We start from the raw sequence: 23625 nt of genomic DNA, 5'->3' as shown, positions 1-23625 counted from the left end.
AGTACTAGATAACAATAACACAATATACAAAATAAAGCAACTACTTTATTTTTATTTTGAATCTTCCTGATTCTCTAGGTGATATGGGAAAGTAGATACCACTATGTTCTGATGTCTTAGCAACGCCTCTCTAATTATCAAACTAGTGTGATTGTGTAAAACTTCTCCCCAGTACTCATGACTCATAAACTCTGGTAATATTACCATTATCTTTTCCTCTGGACCTGCCGCTTTTGCAATTAGCTCTATATTATTAAGCAAAGGGGTTACTATGGTTCTATATGGAGAATATTTTGCTACCAATATAATATCAGTATCCAACTCCTTCCACCTACGCTTTAATTTTTCTAATGCTTCGGCATCAGTTGATATATTAAGAGCTATAACGTTATCGCTTATGCTGTAGGCATACTGAAGAGTACTTATGGCAGCTTTATTTAAGCTAGCAATTGGAACCACTATTATATGGGTATATTTTGTTTTCAAATCTAAGCTTTTTAGATTTATATCACTTATACTAAGACCTTTGGCGACTTTATCATAGTGTGCTCTAATTCTAAGCTGAGTTAGAATTATAATTGGGATTAAGATGACTACAATAAAGGCTCCTTGGCTAAATTTTTCTATCAAAATTATTATGGTAGTTAATAGTGACACCGCCGCTCCCAATCCATTGATAAGCGCACTTTTTTTCCAATCTTTCTCCTTATCTTTCACCCAATGCTTTACCATTCCAAACTGTCCTAAGGTGAAAGATGTAAAAACTCCAATTGCATATAAAGGAATCAATCTATGAGTATCTGCTCTAAAAATAATAACTAGCAAACAAGCTATAAAAGATAATGATCCTATACCAAAAGAAAAACTTAACCTTTTTCCTCTAGTAGTAAACTGTCTAGGAGCATAGCCATCCTTCGCAACTATATACATAAGCATAGGAAAACCAGTATATGCTGTGTTACATGCCATAAGCAGTATAATAGCCGTACTAAATTGTATAACGTAAAACATAAAGCCATGATGAAATATACCGGTAGCTATCTGAGCAATAACTGTAGGACCATTTTCTAATGGTACTGCTGTATAATAAATAGCAAGTATCGAGCTTCCACCAAAAATAAAAAAAATCAAGATTGCTAATAGTACCATTACAATCTTAGCATTTCTCTGACTCGGCTCCTGAAAGTTAGGAACTGAGTTACTTACTGATTCCAGCCCAGTCAACGCAGAACATCCTGAAGAAAATGCTCTTAAAATAAGAAATACAGATAGCCCCTCAGTTGCTCTTAGATGAGGGTTATGTATGGCCGGTAGTGGGTGAATACCTAATACAAAATACTTAAACAAGCCATATATTATCATAAAAATCATACTAAAAATAAAAATGTATGTAGGTATAGCAAAAATTTTAGAAGATTCACTTATTCCTCTTAAATTCAATATAGTCAAAATCACTATAACAACTACAACAAATAAAACTTTGTGTCTTTGTATATTGGGGAATGCAGATGCAATGGCATCGACTCCTGCACTAGCACTAACAGCTACAGTAAGTAAATAATCTATTATTAAGCCAGCGCCTGCAACCAATCCAGCTTTATCACTTATATTTTCTTTTGCTACCTTGTAGGCTCCGCCTCCTTGAGGATAAGCTCTTATAATCTGAATATAAGAAATAGTAAGTATAATAAGAAGGCCTATAATCATAAATGCAGTCCAAGTTAACCACTGATAAGCCGCCGCTCCTAAAACTATTAAAACAAATAGAATTTCTTGGGCAGCATAAGCTACTGATGATACTGCATCACTGGCCATTATAGCTAAACCAAAAGGAATATTATATTTTTCATGCTTTCCCTGTTCACTAGATAAAGGTTCTCCTAGAACAACATCCGAAAATTTTTTCATCATATGTTATGCCCCCTAAATGAGTATTATTAAAGGTTAGTTTTCTATTCTTCAGCGCTATTGAAGTACTGTGTTGAAATTAACTAGATATTTACGCCATACTTTAATGAACTTACTCAAAGTATTAGTATGAACCAAGTTTATAATTCTATTATTCCTAAGTTTTTATTAGCTATGCTTTCCTAGGACCATATCCATATTTTTCAAAAAAAGATCATCTTAACAACCTAACTAATTGTTCTAATTGGCTAATATTGATAGTTTTATCTATAAACATATTTATGCTTTTCTTTATAATAAAAAGCACTAATCTAATTTAAAATAGCCCCTATGTCAAGGACATTTTAAATCAGACTAACGCTTTTTATTAATAATTTTATATATAATTTATAGGATGATTGCTTATATGCTTAGATATTTCTTCCAGCACTAAGTTATATTTTTCTTGAACTAACCAATGTCCTGCATCAACTTCAACAAAGTTGTACTCACCCTTCATGTACTTCTTAGCCTCTTCAACTCCCTCTCTGGCTATGGCCAAATCTTTATTGCCCCAGATGAAAAGTGTTGGTATAGTTACCTCTTCATATTTAACTTCAATTTTATTATTTGCACGATACCAATTTATCACTCTATTGCGGCCTTCATAATCTTTAAATATATCTAAGTAGTCTTCTATTTCCTTTTCTGAATGTTCACTCCAAATGGACTTTAAATAGTCTAAATTCTTAGCTCCAAGAAAAACTTCCGGCAACACTGGTACTTGAAACAATCTTATATATCTGCTCTTTTCTATTTGTTCTTTATCACTAGCCTTTGCATTCATATATGCGGCCATATGAGGTACCGATAAAGCTGACCAATCATTTACCCTTTCTGGATAGATAGTCAAAACAGTCCATCCGCAAGCTGCGCCCCAATCATGACCCACTAAATGAAACTTCTCAAAGCCTACAGCATCAGCAATCGCTATAACATCTGATGCAAGCTTTTCAACCGTATAGCTTTTTACGCCCTTAGGTCTAGCTTCTTTGCTATAACCTCTTAGGTCTGGCGCTATACATCTATATCCCTTTTTAGAAAAACTAAGCATTATTTTTTCCCAAATAACAGAACTTTCAGGAAATCCATGAAGAAATATAATTGGCTCTCCTCTATTTTCAAGTCCTGCAGTTCTGCATTTAAACTTGTATCCGTTTGCTTTTATTTCATCTATATTAATCTGTAAATCTAACATAATACTATCTCCATTTTAATAAATTATAATATATTAGTTATTATATACTATGTTTTAGAAATGTATATTTATGATTCTAGTTATATTTTCAGAAGTTCTTTCAACATTTTCTTGCCCTCTAGAAAGAGCTTCCTCAAGAGACGTTACACCTTGCATAATTCCAAATATTGCATCTATTCCTTTGTCGTATAATACTTCTACACCTTCACCAATTCTTCCTGCTAGTGCAATTACTGGTTTATTATACTTTTTAGCAACTATTGCCACACCGATAGGGGTTTTGCCAAATTCAGTTTGAAAGTCTATACTTCCCTCACCAGTCCAAACCATATCAGCATTCTTAATTTTTTCTTCAAGTCCAGTATATTCTACTACAATATCGATTCCTCTTCTTAGGGTTCCACCTAAGAAAGCCATAAGTCCTGCTCCTAATCCTCCTGCTGCTCCAGCACCAGGTATATCTAAAACATCCTTTTCCAATTGTTGCTTAATTATTTTGGCATATTGTTTCAGATTATCATCTAAGGTTATTATCATATCTTTAGTAGCTCCCTTTTGCTTACCAAACATATTAGAAGCTCCATAATCTCCACAAAGCGGATTAGTAACATCACAAGCTACTTGAACTTCAATATCCTTTAATCTTGGATCCAAACCGCTTAAGTCGATATAACTTAGCTTTCCTAGTTCTCCACCACCAAAACCTAATTCCATTCCTTCTTTATCTAGAAACCTTCCTCCAAGAGCTTGAATCGCTCCTACTCCTCCGTCATTAGTAGCACTTCCACCAATAGCTATTAGTAGTTTCTTTACACCATGGTCTAAGCAAGCCTTTATAAGCTGACCGGTACCAAAGGTTGTAGTTATTAAAGGATTTCTTTTCCCAACGGGAACCAGCTCAAGCCCACTAGCACTAGCCATTTCAATTACTCCTACTTGACCTTTTCCTAGGATACCATAATTAGCTTCAACTTCCTCGCCTAAAGGTCCTACTACTTTTAGAGAATATACTTTCCCTTTTGTAGCATCTATTAGAGACTGCATGGTCCCTTCTCCCCCATCAGCCATAGGTACATGAATACATCTAATATTACTATTTGCTTTTTTTATTCCCCTTTCCATTGCGTTGCAGGCCTCTTTAGCCGTCATACTTTCCTTAAAAGAATCTGGTGCAAGTACAATAATAAAATCCTCTTTCATGCTTTACCTCCGTAGGTTTTCCTAAGACATTTCTTATCTAAACCTCAACTAAATATTTATCTAATACAAAGCTAATATGTTTATTGTAAAAATACTAATCACTTATTTTATATTTAATTCACAAAAAAGTATAAAGTTTAAGATAGAAAATATGTTCAAAGATTTTTATGAAACACTATTCTCCTATATTTTCTTTTATATGCCTATTAATTTATTTTATATAAAAACATGATAAGTATTATTATTTACAAACACTATAGATAAACATCTGAGAACTCAATTTTAACCCTCTCCTCATAATTTTTAGAGTTCAAGTCTTCATAACTCTCTAAGCTAATTGAGTCTTCTTTTATATATATTGGAAGTTTAATTATGAACTCACTACCTTCTCCTAATTTACTTATTACCTTAATGTCTCCCCCATGAATTTTTACAAGAGACCTAACTATTGCCAATCCAATACCACTGCCTTCAGCATATCTTCTCAACGAACTGTCTACTTGAGTGAATGTATCAAATATCTTTTCTATCATATCCTCTGGAATCCCAATACCATCATCCTTTACAGAAATTATTAAATCTTCATCTCTAACATATAAATTAACCTGAACGTTCCCACCTACTTCTGTATACTTAATAGCATTAGATAAGAGATTAAGTACAATTCTTTCTATTTTCTCCGAATCGCAACAAACTATTTTCTCCTCAACTTCAGTATCAAAAATAACATTAATCTTTTTAATACTTGCACATTCTATTACTGACATAGTTATATCTTCGATGACTTTTACTATATTCTTATTTTCTAGCTCTAGAGTAAAGAATCCCAACTCTATCTTATTGATGTCTATTATATTATTAATTAATCTAGTAAGCCTGTAACAATTTTGCTTCATTATATCAGCGTATTTTGTAAAAATATTATTCTCAGCAGTAATAGTGCCATGATTATAGTAACTTTCGAGAAGCTGGATAGAGCTAAAAATAATGTTTAATGGTGTCTTTAGCTCATGAGATAATATAGAAAATCTTTGAGTCATTAATTCATTTAGTTTTTTTGATTCCTCAAGCAGCAAGTTTGTCCTTTCAACCTCACTTTGCAGCAACTTTGAGTTACTCTTAAGCTTCAGCTCTTCATATCCTATTTTTGACATAGAATTAGAAAATATGTATAATATTTCCGCCGCAGCCTTCACATTCTTTTCTGTTGTAATCTTAACTTCCTTAACTGAATCAATAAGTTTTTCTTCATTTACTTGTATTTCTTCTGCTACTTTTTTATATAATATCTCATCAGGTTTTTCTGTTAAAACTTGTCCACCTAATATTGTTCCAATAAGATTACCATCAATCATAATTGGCGCTGCAAAATCAATTAAACCAGCATGGCAGGTATAAATATAAGGTTTGCCAGTAATAGCTGCCATCTCCCCGCCCTTTTTGTGAGACTCTGCACATCTGCTGTCTCCTATAGTAGTTGAATGAATAAAATTAGTGCAAAACCTTGTATAACAGCTAGGTTTAGTCACTGGATTGCCATTTCTGTCAACGGTCACACTTGCTATATCCATGCTTTCAGCAAAATTATCCTGAAAAGTTTGAAGTAACGCTATATCAATTACATCTTTTATCTCAATGGATTCTATTAAAACATTGGTATTATTCATAATTATTTAACTTATCCTTTCCAAGAAATTTTATTTCACGCCTGCACCTATAAAATTAATAATTTTCTTCATATGATTATATCTAACCTAATTTTAAAGGATACGAAGCTACTTAGTAAATACATAATATGCCAAATTAATCACTATCTATTCGACATTCTATATATAAATCCTTTGATGTTATGATATTTTAAATAATCTTAATAATTTAGAGTATGGTTTTCCTGTATAGAAAAACAGGATCAAGCGCAACTTAATGCACTCAATCCTGTTTTTTATTTTATAATTGTGATCCATTACTTTCAATTACTTGCTTATACCAATTAAAACTCTTCTTCTTAGAACGTTTTAAAGTACCATTACCTTCATTGTCCTTATCAACGTATATAAAACCATATCTCTTCTTCATTTCTCCAGTAGATGCACTTACTAAATCTATACAGCCCCAAGGTGTATATCCCATAAGCTCTACTCCATCTTCATTTACAGCAGCCTTCATAGCTTTAACATGTTCCCTTAGGTATTCTATACGGTAGTCATCTTCTACATAACCATTTTCATCTGGATTATCTACTGCTCCTAATCCATTTTCAACTATAAACAGCGGTTTTTGATATCTATCATATATAGAGTTCATAGTGATTCTAAGTCCTAACGGATCTATTTGCCATCCCCATTCACTTGCTTTTAGATAAGGATTCTTTAAGGTAGCAAATACATTCCCTTCTGTTTCTGCACTTACCTTAGGGTCAGCACTAGTAAGTCTTGAGGAGTAATAACTAAAGGAAATAAAGTCTACTGTGTTATTCTTTAGTATCTCTTCATCTCCTTCTTCCATCTTTAAGGCGATGTTATTTCTTTCGAACATCTTCTTAGCATAGTTTGGATATTCTCCTCTTGACTGAACATCTATGAAGAAATAGTTTTCTCTATCCTTCTCCATTGACTTCCATACATCTTCTGGAGAACAAGTATTTGCATAAGTATTTCCTGCTGCTAGCATACAACCTATCTTAAAGTCAGGATTAATATCGTGAGCTATCTTTGTAGCTTTTGCACTAGCCACTAATTGGTGATGAGCAGCTTGATACTTAACAGCCTCTTCATTTTCACCTGGTTCAAAAGTTAATCCAGCTCCTATAAATGGCAGATGTAAAAGCATATTTATTTCATTAAAAGTAAGCCAGTATTTAACCTTATTTTTATATCTATTGAAGATTACCTCACACAATCTTTCGTAGTAATCAACCATTTTACGACTTCTCCAGGAACCAATAGTTTTAACTAGATTCATAGGAACATCAAAGTGAGTTATTGTTACAAGTGGCTCTATTCCATACTTCAAGCACTCATCAAAAACCTGGTCATAAAACTTTAAGCCTTCTTCATTAGGTTCAGATTCGTCTCCATTAGGGAATATTCTAGACCAAGCTAGAGACATTCTAAAACACTTAAAGCCCATTTCAGCAAATAGCGCTATATCTTCCTTATAATGATGATAAAAATCAATAGCTTCATGGCTTGGGTAGAAGTGATTGTCGTCACATTCAAACATCTTCATCTTTCCAAGCATAACAGGAAAACGATCCTTTCCTGATGGAATTACGTCTACTGTAGACAAACCTTTATTTCCTTCTAAGTATCCACCTTCGCATTGGTTAGCAGCAGTAGCTCCTCCCCATAAAAAACCTTCTGGTAGTTTATTTAAACCCATAATATTTACCTCCTACTATTTAAAGATGTACCACTTCAACCGAAATATATTTCCAATGCTTTTCTATATTCTAAGAGCTTAATTTGAAAGTATAAATTTCATTACTAAGTGATGCGCCTATATATTAATCCATGATACTTCAAAAATTATACAGACACTCTTCTTATGCCAATTATATTTTTAATAACCTTAACAAACAATATTTTTTCTAAATTAGAAAATTAAATTTTATGTTTCTAATTTATTTTACTAAAATTAGAATTTCATAATTATTAGATCATAACAGTCAACAGTTCTTCTTTATAATTAATAGACTTTTTATCAGTCTCAATAATATCTAAATATCTATCAGAATTAGTTATTATAACTGGTGTTATTAAAGAAAAACCTTCTTTCTTTATTGATTCTACATCAAACTCCAGTAATTCCTGACCTATCTTTATACTGTCTCCTTGCTGTACCTTTGAGCTGAAGTATTTCCCTTCTAATTGAACGGTATCCATTCCTACATGAATTAAAATCTCTGCACCATTCTTGCTTGTGATACCTATTGCATGCTTTGTTGGAAATAGCATTGTTACTGTTCCTTCAACTGGTGATACCACTTTACCTTCCTTAGGTTCAATAGCTATTCCTTTACCTAATGCTCCTTTTGAAAAAGCTTCATCCTTTACTTCAGATAAAGGCTTTACTTCTCCCTTTAATGGGCTTACTACTACTTCTTGTCTTATAAGGTCATTGCTTTCTTTCTTTACTTCTTCAGTTTTGTTTTCTTCATCCTTAAAACCAGCTACCATCATTAATAGAAATCCAAGAACAAAGCTAACGATTACTGCTATTAAAGCACCATAAAAACCTTTATCCATTCCTTGAGGATTAATATAACTAGGAAGTGCAAATACTCCTAAGCCTCCCATAATGAACCCTTTTGTTCCCATAAACTCAGCTATTGCTCCACCTACTGCTGCTGCTATACAACTTAAGATAAATGGCTTTTTACGTGGTAATGTTATTCCGTAGATTGCTGGTTCTGTAACACCAAATATACCTGAAATAAATGCTGGTATTGAAAGTGATTTTAACTTTTTATTCTTTGTCTTTAATAATATTGCTAGCACCACACCTGTTTGAGCGAAGGAAGCTCCTATAGCTGCTGATAAAACTGTATCATAATGCATAGTTACCATATTGTTTATTGCTATTGGGATTAGTCCCCAATGTAGACCAAACATAACAAATACTTGCCAGAAACCACCTATGAATAAACCAGCTAAAACAGGGCTTAAACTGATTATTGCTAGTGTAGCTGTTCCAATTAACTTACCAGCCCAAGTTGCAACTGGTCCTATAACGATAAAAGTTAGTGGTACTGTAACTAAAAGTGTACAGAACGGAACCAAGAAAGTCTTTACAACATCTGGTATTATCTTTTTAAATCCACTTTCTATCTTAGCTCCTACATAAGCTGCCAAAACTATAGGAATAACACTTGACGAATAATCCATAAGTATTACTGGAATACCTAAGAAAGTTATATTAACATTAGACTGAATCATTGTTCCATTAAATAGAGTATATAATGGCTGAGCTGTGGTTAATGCTAATATCTTAGGATAAACAAGTGCAGCACCTATTGCCATTCCTATAAAGTTATTTCCCTTAAACTTCTTTGATGCTGTATATCCTAAGAATATAGGGAAGAAGTAGAATAAACTATCGCCTATGGCATTCAATATAGCATAGGTTCCTGACTTATCTCCATATAGTCCTAATGCAACAAATAGTGAATTAAAGCCTTTTATCATACCAGTAGCTGCAAGTACTCCAAGCGTTGGAGCAAATACTCCAGATATTATATCTATAAACTTATTGAAAGGACTAAGTTTCTCTTCAGAACTGCTGTCTTCAGAAGCTGTACTAAATCCGCCAACAGACACTACATCTGCATATACCTCTGGTACATGGTTACCAATAACTATTTGATACTGACCACCACTTTGAACAACAGTTACAACTCCATCCATATTTTTTAGAACTTCTGTATTTGCTTTCTTCTCATCTTTTAACTTAAAACGTAAACGGGTTACGCAATGAGTTAAACTATTTACATTTTCTTTACCACCAACATTTTTAATAATGTCTTTTGCTAAACTTTCGTACTTCATATCTTACCTCTCCTTTTAATTTTGATTATCTTAAATAACTCTGTTAGAAAAAAATCATAATAAAGCGCCAGGCTCTACCTTTAAACTATTTCTTTTACATACATATTTTTATATAAAAAAGGCGCTGAAGCGACCTTCTTCGTTGAGCTTTTTTTGCGCATCTGCCTTTCCGAATGCATATGAGGAAAATCTGGCAGGCGACATAATTTTACTTTTTTACTGTTTACCATAAATAGCTTTTCTAATTCCTTGATATTACTAGGTTTAGTTTTAAAAAAGTTTTATAATTTCATATACAGTGAAAAAGGCGAAACCATATAAATAGTATAATCTTTCATACTATCTATTTGGTCTCGCCTGCATTACCAGTAACAATCCAAAGTTGTTCCATATAAAATTATCTTTGAGTTACCCTCTGAATATGGATAGTTAAGTATAACTGTTCTTCATCAGATAGAGCTACTTCTAAGTATTTCTCAACCTTTAACATACATTCATAGGCTTCTTTATATTTTACCTTCACCTGTTTTAACAAAAAGTCATCTTCTTTGGGATCTTCTAATTCTTGTTTCTTGTTTAAACGCTGAAAGAAGAATCTTAAGTGAGTAACGAACCTCTCATAGCTTATGGACTTTTCATCTAACGCTATATTAAAAGTGTATTTAACTATATTTAATATATCCTGAACCATTTTAGTTTGCTTAGCAACATCTTCTACCTTATTTGAAGCACTTTTAAACTGTGCATTTATTAAATGAAGAGTTATATTAGCAGCTTCATCCTCAGGCAACCTTTTTCCTGTTGCTTCTTCAATCGAATCTAAAGCCTTTAGTGCCACCTTATATTCCTTAGGATAGAACTTTTTAATCTCCCAAATTAGTGGATTAGGATTAGTGAAGCCTTCATCAAATAATTTAAGTACATTGCTTATGTGATCTGTCAAAGTAACATATATGTAATCATTCAACTCAACCTCAAGCGTATTTTTAGCATAATCTATTATGTCACCACAAAGTGTTATATGCTCTGAAGGAATATGCTCTAATAATAATTTGAACTTTTCAGAAGCATCCTTTTGTTTTAATATAAAGGTTTTTTCAACTAGTTTCTCTTCTATTGTTTCTCCAACACTTTTCTTGAATCCAATTCCACTTCCCATAACAACAACTTCATTATTGTCCAAATCTCTAGCTAAAATAGCGTTATTGTTAAATATCTTTTTTATTATCATTCTTATCCCCTCACCACCTTGCTTTATTTATATATAAATATGAAAAAACCTCAATTAATCAAAAGAGATATTATTCTCTTCTCATTAATTAAGGTCTCGCCTGATCGTATCAGTAACAATCCTCACAATGTATGTAAGCGTTTAATTCATGTTTTTATTATATCCACTTCATTTATAATAGTCAATACCTTTATGAAAACATTTTAATAAAAATTCTAAAGCTGCCTTCTTTAGAGATTTTCACCCATCTGACTTTGAAAATATATACATAGAAAATCTGACAGTCGAATAAGATTTCTTTTTTAACACTTGTAATTACTCGTTTTAGCTATAAAACTTTTTTCTAATTTTGTACACGCAAAAAAAGAACATAAATAGATTGATGTGATCTATTTATGTTCTTTTAATTTAAACTAAACTTTAAATTTGTTCATAATAACTTTCAAATCTTCAGACATCTGAGCTAGAACCTTACTAGATGAAGCAATTTCTTCAACTGAAGCTAATTGTTCTTCTGTTGCTGCAGATATTGTTTGAGCTTCATCAGCAATCTTCACACTTATATTTTGAATATTATTAACCGAATCTACTGATGCCTTTGTTCCACCATCTATGTCACTAATAGCTTTTGATATATTGTTTATTTGCTCTGATATGTCCCTTATCATCTTAAGTATTTCCCTAAAGCTCTCACCAGCAATAGTAACAACCTTAGCTCCAGTATTTACTTCTTCAGAATTCTCATTCATAACAGAAACCGCACTATTAGTTTTGCTTTGAACACTACTGATTATATCTGAAATCTCTTTAGTAGAGCTCTGAGACTGCTCAGCTAGCTTTCTGATTTCGTCAGCTACTACACTAAAGCCTCTTCCAGCTTCCCCTGCTCTTGCTGATTCTATTGCAGCATTTAATGCCAATAAATTAGTCTGTTCAGATATACTGTTAATAGTATCTATAATCTTGCCTATTTCTATTGATTTTTCCTCTAATTCACTTATAATTTCTGAGGCTTGCTTAGTCTTCTTCTCAATAATATCCATTTGGTTAACAGCCTTTTCAACAGCTATTTCACCAGAATTTGCTGAGTTTTTAGCATTATCAGTGAGATTTAAAACCAATTTACTGTTTTTAGACACTTCTCCTACTTTTTCTGCTATGTTTTCTACTACTTTAGTGGTATTATTTGCAAAGGATAGCTGGTCCTCTGATCCACCAGCCATTGTTGTTACTGCATTGGCAACTGAATTTGATGCCTCTGCTGATTGTTCAGCACTTGCAGTTAATTCTTCTGAGGAAGAAACCAAATGTTCTATGGTTCCATTTAATTCTTTAATTAAATCATTAATACTAATCCTCATTTGTTCTACAGAATTTGATACAAGACCAAATTCGCTCTTATCCTGAAGACTTACATCACTTACAGCAGTTGAAAAGTCTCCTTTTGCTAATATTCCCATAAAGTTTACGAAGTCATACAGTCTCTTAGTGATACGCTTTGATATAAGCCATCCTAAGACTAATATTAATGCTGTTGATATAATAATCATGCTAATGAAAATCATCTGCGCAGTTTTAAAATTTGCTGCATTGTCACTATTAATTTGTTTTGCAAACTCAGAACTATGATTTCCAAGCTCCACTAGCTCGCTTAAGAAAGCTTTTGCATAGGTATCGACATTTTTTTCATAGTATTCATAAGCTTCCTCGTTCTTATTTTGAGCAGCTAAATCTAATACAACTTTTCTACCTTCTCTGTATTTCGCTAAATTTTCCTCTACTTCTTTCATCTTACTAGTTTCAAAGGAATCTAGTCTTATACCTTGATATTTCTTTATGTACTCATTAAATCTAGTTGCATTAGTAGTTATATCCTCAAGTAGCGTTTTGTTAACACTTTCATCGGTGTTTATCATAAGCTTAAAAATATCTGTTGAAACATAACCAGCATCAATCCTAGCCTCATTCAACCACTCACTAGACATCAATCTTTCATTATACATAATATCTAGAGCCCTTTTAGAATCTAGTAAATAATAATACCCAGTTGAAGCCACCGTCAATAATGCCACTAAAGAAACCACTATAAGCAATAATAGTTTTTTACCTACCTTTAAGTTATTAAGCCATTTCAATACATAATCCTCCTTTGTTAATCATAAATATCTTTCACTAATTAAATTCTTAAATATATTACTTGTAGTTAATTTTCGTAAATTGCATTTCTAACTTTAGTTAATATTTTGCAAATCATTATTAACAGAAAAAAATTATTATTTATTTTTCAATCAATTAACTGTAATTAATTTACTCATACTGGTTTAGAAAAGGCAGATGCGTAAAAAATATATCTGTTATATAATACTTATATAAGTTTTTTCTTAGGAGGTTATTTTTTTATGCACAATACACTTACTGCAGAAAACATAAAAAAATTAAGAGATGAATTAGAATATAGAATGACTGTAAAAAGAGCTGAGATAGCACGAGAAAAGTTGGAAGCAGCTGCTCATGGAGATAGATCAGAAAATGCGGAATATAAAGAAGCCTGCGCTAACTATAGAGAGAATGATAATAGAATCCAATACTTAATGACCATGCTTTCAACAGCAACAGTAATAGACGATGAAGCGTTAGATAAATCAGTATTAGGTATTAACAGTAAAGCAAAGGTAAGATTTGTAGAGGATGACTTTGAGACAGTTATAACCTTGGTTACAACAATGGATTTAGATCCAGACAATATGATGATAAGTATTGAATCAGACTTAGGAAAAGCTCTATCTGGTAAAAAGGCTGGAGCTGTTGTTGAAGTAAATGCTCCTGGTGACAACTACACTGTTGAAGTTTTAGAAGTCTTGCCTAATGACTAGATTAAATAGTTTTAAATGAACAACTAGTTTTTCTCATCAAAGTTCTACTTAATTAGTAATAACTATACAGCAAAAATTTGACTGGTTAAAGTTAGTATACTTTGTAGTATATCAACTTTAACCAGTCTCCTCATTAGAAGCTTGGTAGTTAATGTTACCTATCTCAACAATACCATCCGCCTCCAATCTTATTACTCTATGGCATATCTTAAGTGCTGTATTTCTATGGGTAATTATTATACAGGTTGGTTTATAATCAAGGCTCTGAATATTATTAAGCACCTGCATTTCTGTCTGAGAATCTAGGGCTGAAGTAGCCTCATCTAATAATAATATGGGAGTCCTATGAATAATAGCCCTGGCAATAGCTATTCTTTGCGCTTGTCCTTCAGAAAGACCTATTCCTCTTTCACCGATTATGGTGTACATGTCATTCTTAAGTTCTCTAATAAAGTCCCAAGCGCAAGCTGATCTCAAAGCTTCAATAATCTTCTCCTTAGAGGCTGTTTCACATCCCATCCTAATATTATCTATAATCGTTCCTGAAAATAATGTATTTCCTTGAGGGACATATGAAATCAACTTACGGGTTGATGCGCATATTTGAAATTTTTTGTCCTTATTACTTATATAAATATTTCCACTATTAGGTTTCAAAAGTCCCATAACTAGCCGTATAAGAGTAGTTTTTCCTTTACCAGAAGGTCCTATAAGAGCAACAGTCTCTCCCTCTTCTACCTTAAATGAAACATTATTTATTATATGTTTGTTTTCTTCGTAAAAAAAGCTTACATTTTCAAGTCTAATACCCGCACTGGTAAAATCAGTGAACTCATTTAGTTTTATTTCCTTTTCTAGATTCTCAAGCTCCATTATTCTTTCAATTGATGTACTAGCAGATATTAGTTGAGGTAGAGAATAAGCTAGTCCTGTAAATGGCCCTTGTACCCTATTTATAAGTTGTATAAATGCAGTAAGAGCTCCAAAGGTCTCTGATCCATTGAATATCCCAACAGCTCCCCATCCAAAGGCTATAGCATATCCTACCCAATAACTTATAGAAAGAGCAGAATTTGATACTATAGTCATTCTACCTCGTCCCATTACAAATCTATATTTCTTATCCTGGAGCTTTTCCAACTTCCCATCAATAAATTCTTCAAGACAAAAAGTTTTAATTATAGTTATATTTTGTACAGCTTCCTGCAAAAAAGATCTGCAACTACTTTCAGAATTTTGTATCTTTACATTAAACTGCTTTAGTTTTCTAGCATATAGTCTACTAAGAATTAGCGAAATAGGACCTAATATAAAGGCTATCATTGCAAGAGAAGGTTTTAGCAATAACAATGCAAAAAAGGAAGCAATAAGAGATGCCGCTAAAGATACTATATCTGGAACTGTATTCACCAAAATACTTGTAATGTTTCCTATATCACTTGTCATCCTTGTTGATATATCTCCACTATGATATCTTGATAATTCACCCCATTGTTTTTCATTAACTCTTGTAAGAAGATTTTCTCTCAACTTATTGGAAATAAACTCCGTATTATGAGTTTTAATGTATAACAAGATTCCATCTAATACTAATTGAATAATTATGCTACCAATAAAAAGTCCAACATAGGTAATAAGCAAGGCTTTATCCCTATTCTCCGCAGCATCAATTAAATTCTTAGATATAATTGCCATGGCTACACTGGAAATCGACAATATAACCTCAAGTATCAATGGCAATGTTAGCACTAAAACAAATCCTTTTGAGTGTTCTTTTAGCCAATTTACCTTTATTAGAATTTCTTTCAACGTATCTTCCTCACTTATCTGCGCAAAGCTCTATAAACTTTAATGATATTAATTCTGAAAGGTCGTAAAACAAGCCATATTCTAGCCATAAATTTCAAAAGTAAATTTTCTACCTCTATCCTTTTATTCTGCCTCCATATGGCATTGACTTTTGCAAAAATCTGATTGAACCTAAGCGGTCCTTCTATATCTTCCTGAGCATCCCCTATCATATAGAAACTACCTTCTTCAACCTTTATAACTCTATGCATAACATACTCATTTGTGTCTCTAAGCACCATGACTATATCACCTTTTTTTATGGTTTTAGGATTAATATTTGACAGCTCAACACTATCAATATTCTCCCGTAGGAAAGGATACATGCTCATACCAGTTACTGTAATCCTAGCGCTTCTTCCCTCATTCAATATACCCTTTATAACTGGAAGTAAAACTTCTGACTTTATAGTTTTAAGCTTTTGCATAGGTACTACACTCCATATCTTTAACTTGGGATCAGCAACTTCTACCTACTGAACTAGTAAGCCATGCCTTTTTACCTTTGATATAAATTCTAAGGTGTCTTTTAAGGCAGTTGCTTCATCTATTTCATATTCAGAAGTTATTGCAGCTACTAAAGATTCTATATCCTTTCCTTTCTCTATTTCCTTCCAAAGTAGTGCTCCGCTTTCACTTAAAGTCATTATGCCATTAAATTCAACCACTCTCTCTCCCAGTGGTACCACTACCCAAGTATCAACAATTTCTCTTAACATGAATCCCTCTTTAATCTTCATTTATTATCTATCCTTCCATATAGTCTTATATACTAAATCAACAGCTTCTAAGTCTGGCTTACATTTAAGTAGATATACCGGTACAAGCCTCAACAAACTTTCTAAATTGTTTATGGCAATATTCATAAGCTCTCTGTCGTAGTAAGGCAAAAAGCACCTTGGCATAAGCCTTGATACAGCCTCTTCCGTATTGAGCGGAATTATAGAATTGTTAGAGGCTTGCTCAAGCATAATAATTCCAGAAAGTGATGCACTATTATTATTACACTCCGATGGTTCACCACTCCATGGTGTACCATATATGTATGGTTTATTATCTATAATCCTAATAGCAGGCCTATCGTTATTTATTAGCTTCGCTCCCATCTTTTCACACCAAAGTTTAGCTTGAGTAGTTTTCCCAGTCTCTGAAGGAGCTGAAAAAAGAATACCTTTCCCTTTATATTCTACTGCTGATGCATGAACTACTAACCCCTGGTTAAATAAAAGTCTGTTGCGAAATAAAATCTCAGCTAATGGCCCTGTGGCAGCAGATTCACCATCAAATTGTGGCTGCTTGTAAAATATATCAGCTTCATTCCACTGGTTATTTGTACTTAATAAGTAAGCAATATCGTCAGGCTCATTCCTACATATATATACAGATGTATCTTGTTCTCCGCCTTCACTTTTTGCCCAAACTATCTTTTCGTCTAAAACCACTTTTCCTCTTGGCTTAGGAATATATTCTGAAGCTGAAACCTTAAGAATAATTTCTTGCTCTTTATTATCTAAACATTCAAAGGGTTTAAACTTCTCTAAGTCTAAAGTTTTGTTGCTAGTAATTTCAATCTTTAAGTCAGCTATACTTATTTTCTGCATGATAACTTCTCCTTGTTTCTTAAGAAAACTATAAGTCTTTCCTTACTAAAGACAGACTTATAGTTTATTTTAACCTAGCTTCCAGAAGGACAATGTTCTCTTCTTCCAGGATGGTCTCCACAATTTGGACCTCCATGAGATTTTTTTGGCTTAGGTTGGTTGTAGCATCTAGCTATTCTTTCTTCTAATCTCAACTCAACTGCTTCAAAGGTTGGTTTCACATACTTCTTCACTTGTAATCACCTCCTTTCCAGCATAACTTTCTCTCATAACCTCACAAAGATAAGGAGCCGCTTTATCATAAAATCCCGTTTCAATCTTAAGTCTTGCTGGACAAGGCATGCATATATCCTTATGTTCACATTGCTTACATTCATAACAACTAGGTATTAAGGCACAGCCTTTTTGTACATCAACCCACGCATTTTTAAATCCTTCTTCAAAAGGATGGCTATATGGCTCATCCATAAGAGCACAAGGAGTCATTCTACCATCCCAAGTTATCCAGAAAGCACATTTTCCTGCAATACAGTTAAATGCATCTTTATTTGATGCTGCCTCTTTCTCTTTTATCTCTTCATCAGCCTCTTGTATTTCCTTCTCCTCTATACCATCTTCATAATCTATGTTATAGGCTTGTCCACTCTTGCTTTCAAAATATCTACCTGCATCTTCTCTAAACTTAACTAATTCAAATGGAGATAGTCTCTCTGCTTCTGGAAATGTACCACATCCTTCTCTACGTGGAGAAATATAACTAATCATCCCTAGTTCTATCCCACGTTCTTCTGCTATTTTCGCTATATTATAAAAGTCCTTTACATTTCCTTTCACTATTGTGGTCTTTAGCCAAACTGTTATCCCTTCTGCCAGTAAAAGATCGATTCCCCTAATAGCTAAATTAAAAGCATTACCGTTTCCACATACCCTTTCATAGGTTTCATAGGATGCTCCGTAAATAGTTATTCCTATCTTGGAAGGAGGTATCCGGCCTAAAGCTTTTGCAATATCAGGTGTTATCATTGTTGCATTTGTATATATCTCTATATGAAAACCCATCTTTACAAGTTCAGAATATATATACATAAAATCTTTACGCAAAAACACTTCTCCACCAGTAATCAGAAGGTACAGCATACCTGCTTCTTTAGCCTCTCTAGCAATAGCAAGCCACTCTTCTGCTGTCCGCTCTTTACTCATAGCTTCCTTATCACTAGCGTATTTACATACGTAGCACATCTTACAATGGAGATTACATCTTGCAGTCAATTCAAACTGACCTGAAATTGGTACACGGCTTAACTTAGCAGAATCATACAACTTTCTGCCTAATTTTCCCCATGTTAATTCTGTCATCAAATCCCCTCCATCCATAGTAGAATATAAATAACTTCACAATTTTACCATCATTATACATCTAATTCCATATTATGTAAATAAAATATACATATTTCTTATTCCTGGTATTCTAAAAACAAACTACTTTTGCGCACTAACCCAAAAAATGTAAATCTTTGCGCAAGCTCATTAAAGCATTTGATAACTGACCCCCTAACTTTAACAGATCAAAAATAAAAACAGCCTACCTCATTTTACTGAGTAAGCTGTTTGTAGCAGTTCTATTTGTAAATTTTATCCATAGTAAAGCCTCTTCCCTTTACTTCATTAACCCTATTTATTATCATAAAGGCTTTGGGGTCAATTGATAATACCATTTCGTTAAGCTTTGGAAGTTCTCTATTAGATATAACAGTTAGTACAACTAAGTTATTATTATGGCAATACCCTGTTTCAGCATGAATTAGAGTGGATCCTCTGTCCAAATGTTTAATAATCATTTGATTAATCTCCTCATATTTATCACTAACAACCTTCACCTGAGTCCTAGACTGACCAAGCAAAAGTATTTTGTCTAATACTACAGTGTAAATAAGAACCAGAAGTATACCATAAAGTACTTGCTCTTTATTAGCAAATAGCATTTGTGACAATAATATAGTAAAGTCTAAACCATACATAACTACAGAAACAGGAAAGCCAAACTTCTTATTTAAAACCAGCGGCGGGATGTCCATACCTCCTGTAGAAGCTCCAGCTTTTATTACTATTCCAATACTAAAACCTATCATTATACCTGCATATATAGTTGAAAGTAAATGATCTGAAGTCATTCCCTGTAGATAAGGAATCTTTTGAAACACTCCTAAAATAAAGGGATAATAAAAGGTACTTATAAGAGTGGTAAGTGCAAACTTTTTCCCCAATACCAACGCTCCTAATATAAACATACTTATATTAAAAATAGATACAAATATTGTAATAGGAACTCCTAGCTGATGATAAAAAAGCAAAGCTAATCCAGTAGTTCCACCTGTAATTAAACTGTTGGGAAGTATAAACATAGTAACTGCCAAAGCATATATAGTATTTCCTAGCAAAATCAATGCTATATTTTTTAAAAGTCCATAATATTTCTTGAGCATATAACATTTTCTCCTTAAATCTTATAACCTTATTATTTTGAATAAAAACTACTCTCTAAATTATACTACACTTTAATATTATTAAAATCTCTAAAATGTTATTGTACCAGCCTGAACGCTTTTAGCTATCCATTTAGTCAAGGCACCGTGACAGCACTAATCTCTAAAGTACATGCCTATAATTCCCTTACTTTAACATTGCATTCACATATTTTTTACAAATTAAACACATAATTGCCACTTTCCAGTTTTAATATTTATATAGTTTCAATATAATATATGTTAATTCTGTTGTATTAAAATTATAAAGAATAATTCTTTACATAAGCTCGTTGAAGTATCTAATGATTAATAATTGATTTTAAAATTATATTTAATTGAAAATAATTCAAAGAAATATTGAAAAGAACAAAACTAAAATCTTTAGAATCAATAATTTTACATTTACAAACATAAGGAGGTTTTTATCTTGAATAAAAAATTCAAACTGAATTGGGAAACTATCTGCTTAACAGTACTATTAGTCCTTTCAGCAATACTAAGCTTTGCCAATTTAAGCATCGAAGGATATGCTAATACTTATTACTCCGCTGGCGTTAAAAGTATGCTGCAAAGCTTTAAAAACTTCTTCTTTGTATCTTTTGACCCATCTGGCTTTGTAAGTATTGATAAACCACCTGTGGGTTTTTGGCTGCAGGCTTTATCTGCTAAAATATTTGGCTTTAGTGGTTTTAGCGTTATTCTTCCACAAGCAATAGCTGGTGTTCTGTCAGTTTTTATTGTATACCGCTTAGTTAAGAAAAATTTCGGTGCTTTGCCAGCTCTTATTTCAGGATTATGTCTTTCTGTTACGCCGGTTTTCGTAGCTGCTAGTAGAAACAATACCATAGACAACTTACTTGTGTTAGCATTGGTTCTATGCTGCTATCCTCTTTTTAAGGCAGCTGAAGAAGGGAAATTTAAATATCTTATCTTATGCCTAGTAATTCTAGGAATAGGCTTCAATATAAAAATGGTCGAAGCTTATTTAATAGCTCCAGCTATTTATATAACATATTTTCTTTCGTCTAAACTTACTTATAAGAAAAAGCTAAAACATCTTTTTTTAGGTTCAATGATTTTATTATTTGTATCATTATCCTGGGCCGTAATAGTTGATTTGATACCTTCTAAAGATAGACCCTTCGTAGGAAGCAGTACTAATAATACCGTTACTCAGCTTATCGTAGGCCATAACGGATTAGAAAGAGTAGGACTTAACAGTTTACTTAATAAGGCGCCACAGAGGCAGGAAGCTCCTAAAGACAAAAAAATTATGTCTAGGAATAATAAAAAATCAGAAAAGAACTTAACGCTATACGCAAATAATGAAAAAGCTGAAACCACACCAAACATAAATCCAATGAATAATAATTCAAAAACTGGTATAACAAGGCTGTTTCATTACGATAACTTATCGGATCAGATATCTTGGCTACTTCCCTTTGCAATAATAGGATTTATAGCTGCATCAGTAAGAGAAAAACTACGATACCCATTTGATACTCCTAGAAAACTATCTCTTATATTCTGGTTTGTTTGGCTCCTTACAGAGTTTATGTATTTTAGTTTTTCTAGAAATGTTACTCACACATACTATTTGACTACTATGGCTCCTCCAATTGCTGCATTAACAGGCATAGGTCTTGAAGCTATGCTGAAGCTGTTCAAAGAAAATAGTTGGAAAAGATGGTTTCTTCCTTTAGCCTTTATGGTAAATGGAATTATTGAAGTAATCATCTTATACCCCAACTTATCCAAATCAGATGGCTATAAATTCACTGGTCTAGAAACAGGTATACTATGCATAGGATGCTCAATAGTACTTGCTGTTTTAGCTGCTGGAAAAGTTGCCTCTACTTCAAATGAATATGCACCATTAAATAAATTAGTCATAATCATCGCTTTTGTAGGTACTCTTACCGCTCCATTAATATGGTCATTTACTACACTATTTTATCCACTAAATGGCTCAAGCCCATATGCTGGACTTGAAATAGTATCTAAAAACCGTAGTAGAAGTACAGACTTTAATAATATAAAAAAGTTAGTTCAGTTCTTAGAAGCTAACAAAGGAAAGGAACAATACCTAGTGGCAGTGCCTTCTGCAAATACTTATGCTTCAGATTTGATATTAAAGACAGGAGAACCAATAATGACTATAGGCGGTTACAGTGGAGGTGACAAGATAATTTCTCTTGATCAATTTAAGGATATTGTATCTTCAGGTAATTTAAAATATGCTATTGTATCCAATAATGGACGTATGAGAAGTACTAATAATGACATCATGAACTGGATAAAAAATAACGGAAAACTTGTACCAGATAATCAATGGAATAATTCATCTGTTTCAAGTAAAATACCTGATGACAAAGGTTTTAACCTATCAACTGAAAACCAACCACAACTATATGATTTGAGCAAACTTGTTTCAAGATAGTTATATTGTAGATTCAAACAGCTACTTATAATTTCATGCAGACTTAAAAAGCCACTGAGGATAACCTTTCTTCAGTGACTTTTTTCTACATCTATGATTTCTATTTGCTCTCAATAATAGCAACGGCTGCAGCTCCTATTATTCCTGCTTTAGTCTTCAAAGACGCTGGAACAACTTCACAGTTCTCACTCAAAACCTTAAAACATCTATCTTTTACTACTTGCCTAACTTTATCAAACAACACATCTCCAACCATAGAAACTCCACCACCAATTACAACCTTTTCAGGGTCAAAGGCAGTTATTGCATTTGCTACACCTACCCCTAGGTATTTTAATGCGTTATCTACAACCTCACAAGCTAATTTATCCCCTGCTTCAGCTTCCTTAAAGACTTCATAAGAAGTAACTTTCTCATAATTTCTTAGAGAGCTTTCTTTAACTTCCTGTAAAGCTTTATTAGCTTCTCTTGCTATTGCTGTACCAGAAGCTAGTACTTCTAAACATCCATAATTGCCACAGTTACACTTAGGTCCATCTGGTAAAATAGAAGTATGTCCAAGTTCTAAAGCATTGCAAGTAGTCCCTCTATAAATCTTACCATCGATTATAGCCCCAGCTCCGATTCCTGTGCTTACAGTTATATATACCATATTTTTTGTACCTTTACCGGAACCAAATAAGTATTCTCCAATAGTTGCTGCATTTGCATCATTTTCTAGATAAGTTTTTATATTAAACTTATTTTCAATATATTTAACAATTTCTACATGCTTAAAAGGTAAATTAGGTGTATCTAATATAATACCTTTATTGGCATCTAACGGCCCTGGAGATCCAATGCCTATTGCCCTAACCTCAGAAGCACTTTTTTCACTATCTTGCAAGGTTCTTTCTATTATTGATATTATTCTTTCCAATACCTTTGCTTCTCCTTCATGAGCATCAGTAGGAACAGTATTTTCCTTTATTATATTTCCTTCTAAATCTGTGATAGCACAGGCAATCTTAGTCCCACCTAAATCTATGGCTACTATATAATTCTTCTCCACTATATCAATACTCCTTATAATAATATTTGCAAAATTATATGATTATATATTTATACAATTATATAAATATATAGTTATTATGCTGGTTTCAAGCTTTTTTGAGCATCTGCCTTTTCTGAAACTATGTTAAGAAATTCTAGCAGTCGGCTCAAGCTTTTACTGTCT

18 protein-coding genes are annotated in these 23625 nt (G+C 32.9%); 2 read left to right on the top strand and 16 right to left on the bottom strand.

Features of this window, described 5'->3' with window-relative positions; all coding sequences use genetic code 11:
* Nucleotides 1-51 precede the first annotated feature (51 nt).
* The 8 genes from GXK57_RS11630 to GXK57_RS11595 all read right to left on the bottom strand — a co-directional run bounded on the left by GXK57_RS11630 (nt 52) and on the right by GXK57_RS11595 (nt 13257).
* Nucleotides 52-1911, bottom strand: a complete 1860-nt coding sequence (locus tag GXK57_RS11630) for an APC family permease (RefSeq protein WP_160676099.1) — start codon at nt 1909-1911, stop codon at nt 52-54.
* A gap of 373 nt (nt 1912-2284) precedes the next feature.
* Nucleotides 2285-3145 carry an alpha/beta hydrolase gene (locus tag GXK57_RS11625; protein ID WP_160676096.1) on the bottom strand — a complete coding sequence of 287 codons (861 nt, stop codon included), beginning with the start codon at nt 3143-3145 and terminating at the stop codon, nt 2285-2287.
* 54 nt (nt 3146-3199) lie between these two features.
* Complete coding sequence (locus GXK57_RS11620) at nt 3200-4345, bottom strand: glycerate kinase (protein WP_160676093.1); 1146 nt, start codon at nt 4343-4345, stop codon at nt 3200-3202.
* A gap of 254 nt (nt 4346-4599) precedes the next feature.
* The gene (locus tag GXK57_RS11615; protein ID WP_160676090.1) at nt 4600-6012 is read right to left on the bottom strand and encodes a PocR ligand-binding domain-containing protein; all 1413 of its coding nucleotides are present in this window, start codon (nt 6010-6012) and stop codon (nt 4600-4602) included.
* 280 nt (nt 6013-6292) lie between these two features.
* Nucleotides 6293-7726 carry a 6-phospho-beta-glucosidase gene (locus GXK57_RS11610; protein WP_160676087.1) on the bottom strand — a complete coding sequence of 478 codons (1434 nt, stop codon included), beginning with the start codon at nt 7724-7726 and terminating at the stop codon, nt 6293-6295.
* A gap of 272 nt (nt 7727-7998) precedes the next feature.
* Nucleotides 7999-9891: a beta-glucoside-specific PTS transporter subunit IIABC gene (locus GXK57_RS11605; RefSeq protein WP_160676083.1), complete on the bottom strand. Its 1893-nt coding sequence runs from the start codon at nt 9889-9891 to the stop codon at nt 7999-8001.
* Nucleotides 9892-10288: 397 nt separating this feature from the next.
* The gene (locus tag GXK57_RS11600) at nt 10289-11122 is read right to left on the bottom strand and encodes a PRD domain-containing protein (RefSeq protein WP_160676080.1); all 834 of its coding nucleotides are present in this window, start codon (nt 11120-11122) and stop codon (nt 10289-10291) included.
* Between the two features lie 413 nt (nt 11123-11535).
* Complete coding sequence (locus GXK57_RS11595; protein ID WP_160676077.1) at nt 11536-13257, bottom strand: methyl-accepting chemotaxis protein; 1722 nt, start codon at nt 13255-13257, stop codon at nt 11536-11538.
* A 264-nt stretch (nt 13258-13521) separates the two neighbouring features.
* On the opposite strand from GXK57_RS11595, the gene greA reads away from it, so the two are divergent.
* Nucleotides 13522-13995: a transcription elongation factor GreA gene (greA, locus tag GXK57_RS11590; RefSeq protein ID WP_160676074.1), complete on the top strand. Its 474-nt coding sequence runs from the start codon at nt 13522-13524 to the stop codon at nt 13993-13995.
* Nucleotides 13996-14112: 117 nt separating this feature from the next.
* Here the strand turns inward: greA and GXK57_RS11585 are convergent, their stop codons facing one another.
* The 7 genes from GXK57_RS11585 to GXK57_RS11555 form a co-directional block, all read right to left on the bottom strand.
* The gene (locus GXK57_RS11585) at nt 14113-15804 is read right to left on the bottom strand and encodes an ABC transporter ATP-binding protein (protein WP_160676072.1); all 1692 of its coding nucleotides are present in this window, start codon (nt 15802-15804) and stop codon (nt 14113-14115) included.
* Between the two features lie 14 nt (nt 15805-15818).
* Complete coding sequence (locus GXK57_RS11580; RefSeq protein WP_160676069.1) at nt 15819-16271, bottom strand: S24/S26 family peptidase; 453 nt, start codon at nt 16269-16271, stop codon at nt 15819-15821.
* Between the two features lie 45 nt (nt 16272-16316).
* Nucleotides 16317-16583 carry a PqqD family protein gene (locus tag GXK57_RS11575; protein ID WP_160676067.1) on the bottom strand — a complete coding sequence of 89 codons (267 nt, stop codon included), beginning with the start codon at nt 16581-16583 and terminating at the stop codon, nt 16317-16319.
* Between the two features lie 3 nt (nt 16584-16586).
* On the bottom strand, nt 16587-17444 hold the full coding sequence (locus tag GXK57_RS11570; RefSeq protein ID WP_160676064.1) for a hypothetical protein: 858 nt from the start codon (nt 17442-17444) through the stop codon (nt 16587-16589).
* 74 nt (nt 17445-17518) lie between these two features.
* Nucleotides 17519-17677 carry a hypothetical protein gene (locus tag GXK57_RS11565; protein WP_160676062.1) on the bottom strand — a complete coding sequence of 53 codons (159 nt, stop codon included), beginning with the start codon at nt 17675-17677 and terminating at the stop codon, nt 17519-17521.
* Nucleotides 17649-18800, bottom strand: a complete 1152-nt coding sequence (locus GXK57_RS11560) for a radical SAM protein (protein WP_160676060.1) — start codon at nt 18798-18800, stop codon at nt 17649-17651. Before GXK57_RS11560 ends, GXK57_RS11565 begins: the two co-directional genes overlap by 29 nt.
* A gap of 263 nt (nt 18801-19063) precedes the next feature.
* Nucleotides 19064-19927, bottom strand: a complete 864-nt coding sequence (locus tag GXK57_RS11555; RefSeq protein ID WP_160676058.1) for a YitT family protein — start codon at nt 19925-19927, stop codon at nt 19064-19066.
* Nucleotides 19928-20396: 469 nt separating this feature from the next.
* Here GXK57_RS11555 and GXK57_RS11550 point away from each other — a divergent pair, with 469 nt between their 5' ends.
* Complete coding sequence (locus tag GXK57_RS11550; RefSeq protein WP_160676056.1) at nt 20397-22409, top strand: glycosyltransferase family 39 protein; 2013 nt, start codon at nt 20397-20399, stop codon at nt 22407-22409.
* 100 nt (nt 22410-22509) lie between these two features.
* Here the strand turns inward: GXK57_RS11550 and GXK57_RS11545 are convergent, their stop codons facing one another.
* Nucleotides 22510-23460 carry an ROK family protein gene (locus GXK57_RS11545; protein WP_160676054.1) on the bottom strand — a complete coding sequence of 317 codons (951 nt, stop codon included), beginning with the start codon at nt 23458-23460 and terminating at the stop codon, nt 22510-22512.
* Nucleotides 23461-23625 lie beyond the last annotated feature (165 nt).

It is taken from the genome of Clostridium sp. C8-1-8 (assembly GCF_009928445.1).
GTDB lineage: Bacteria > Bacillota > Clostridia > Clostridiales > Clostridiaceae > Clostridium_AR.
The sequence above is the reverse complement of the archived record's forward strand: the minus strand, read 5'-3'. Positions and strand labels throughout refer to the sequence as shown.

Excerpts from the sequence above, each read along its gene's own strand:
- GXK57_RS11610 (WP_160676087.1), bottom strand. The coding sequence starts at position 7,726 with ATGGGTTTAAATAAACTACCAGAAGGTTTTTTATGGGGAGGAGCTACT.
- GXK57_RS11560 (WP_160676060.1), bottom strand. The coding sequence starts at position 18,800 with ATGACAGAATTAACATGGGGAAAATTAGGCAGAAAGTTGTATGATTCT.
- GXK57_RS11630 (WP_160676099.1), bottom strand. The coding sequence starts at position 1,911 with ATGATGAAAAAATTTTCGGATGTTGTTCTAGGAGAACCTTTATCTAGT.
- GXK57_RS11620 (WP_160676093.1), bottom strand. The coding sequence starts at position 4,345 with ATGAAAGAGGATTTTATTATTGTACTTGCACCAGATTCTTTTAAGGAA.
- GXK57_RS11555 (WP_160676058.1), bottom strand. The coding sequence starts at position 19,927 with ATGCTCAAGAAATATTATGGACTTTTAAAAAATATAGCATTGATTTTG.
- GXK57_RS11575 (WP_160676067.1), bottom strand. The coding sequence starts at position 16,583 with ATGAAGATTAAAGAGGGATTCATGTTAAGAGAAATTGTTGATACTTGG.
- greA (WP_160676074.1), top strand. The coding sequence starts at position 13,522 with ATGCACAATACACTTACTGCAGAAAACATAAAAAAATTAAGAGATGAA.
- GXK57_RS11580 (WP_160676069.1), bottom strand. The coding sequence starts at position 16,271 with ATGCAAAAGCTTAAAACTATAAAGTCAGAAGTTTTACTTCCAGTTATA.
- GXK57_RS11625 (WP_160676096.1), bottom strand. The coding sequence starts at position 3,145 with ATGTTAGATTTACAGATTAATATAGATGAAATAAAAGCAAACGGATAC.
- GXK57_RS11570 (WP_160676064.1), bottom strand. The coding sequence starts at position 17,444 with ATGCAGAAAATAAGTATAGCTGACTTAAAGATTGAAATTACTAGCAAC.
- GXK57_RS11615 (WP_160676090.1), bottom strand. The coding sequence starts at position 6,012 with ATGAATAATACCAATGTTTTAATAGAATCCATTGAGATAAAAGATGTA.
- GXK57_RS11600 (WP_160676080.1), bottom strand. The coding sequence starts at position 11,122 with ATGATAATAAAAAAGATATTTAACAATAACGCTATTTTAGCTAGAGAT.
- GXK57_RS11605 (WP_160676083.1), bottom strand. The coding sequence starts at position 9,891 with ATGAAGTACGAAAGTTTAGCAAAAGACATTATTAAAAATGTTGGTGGT.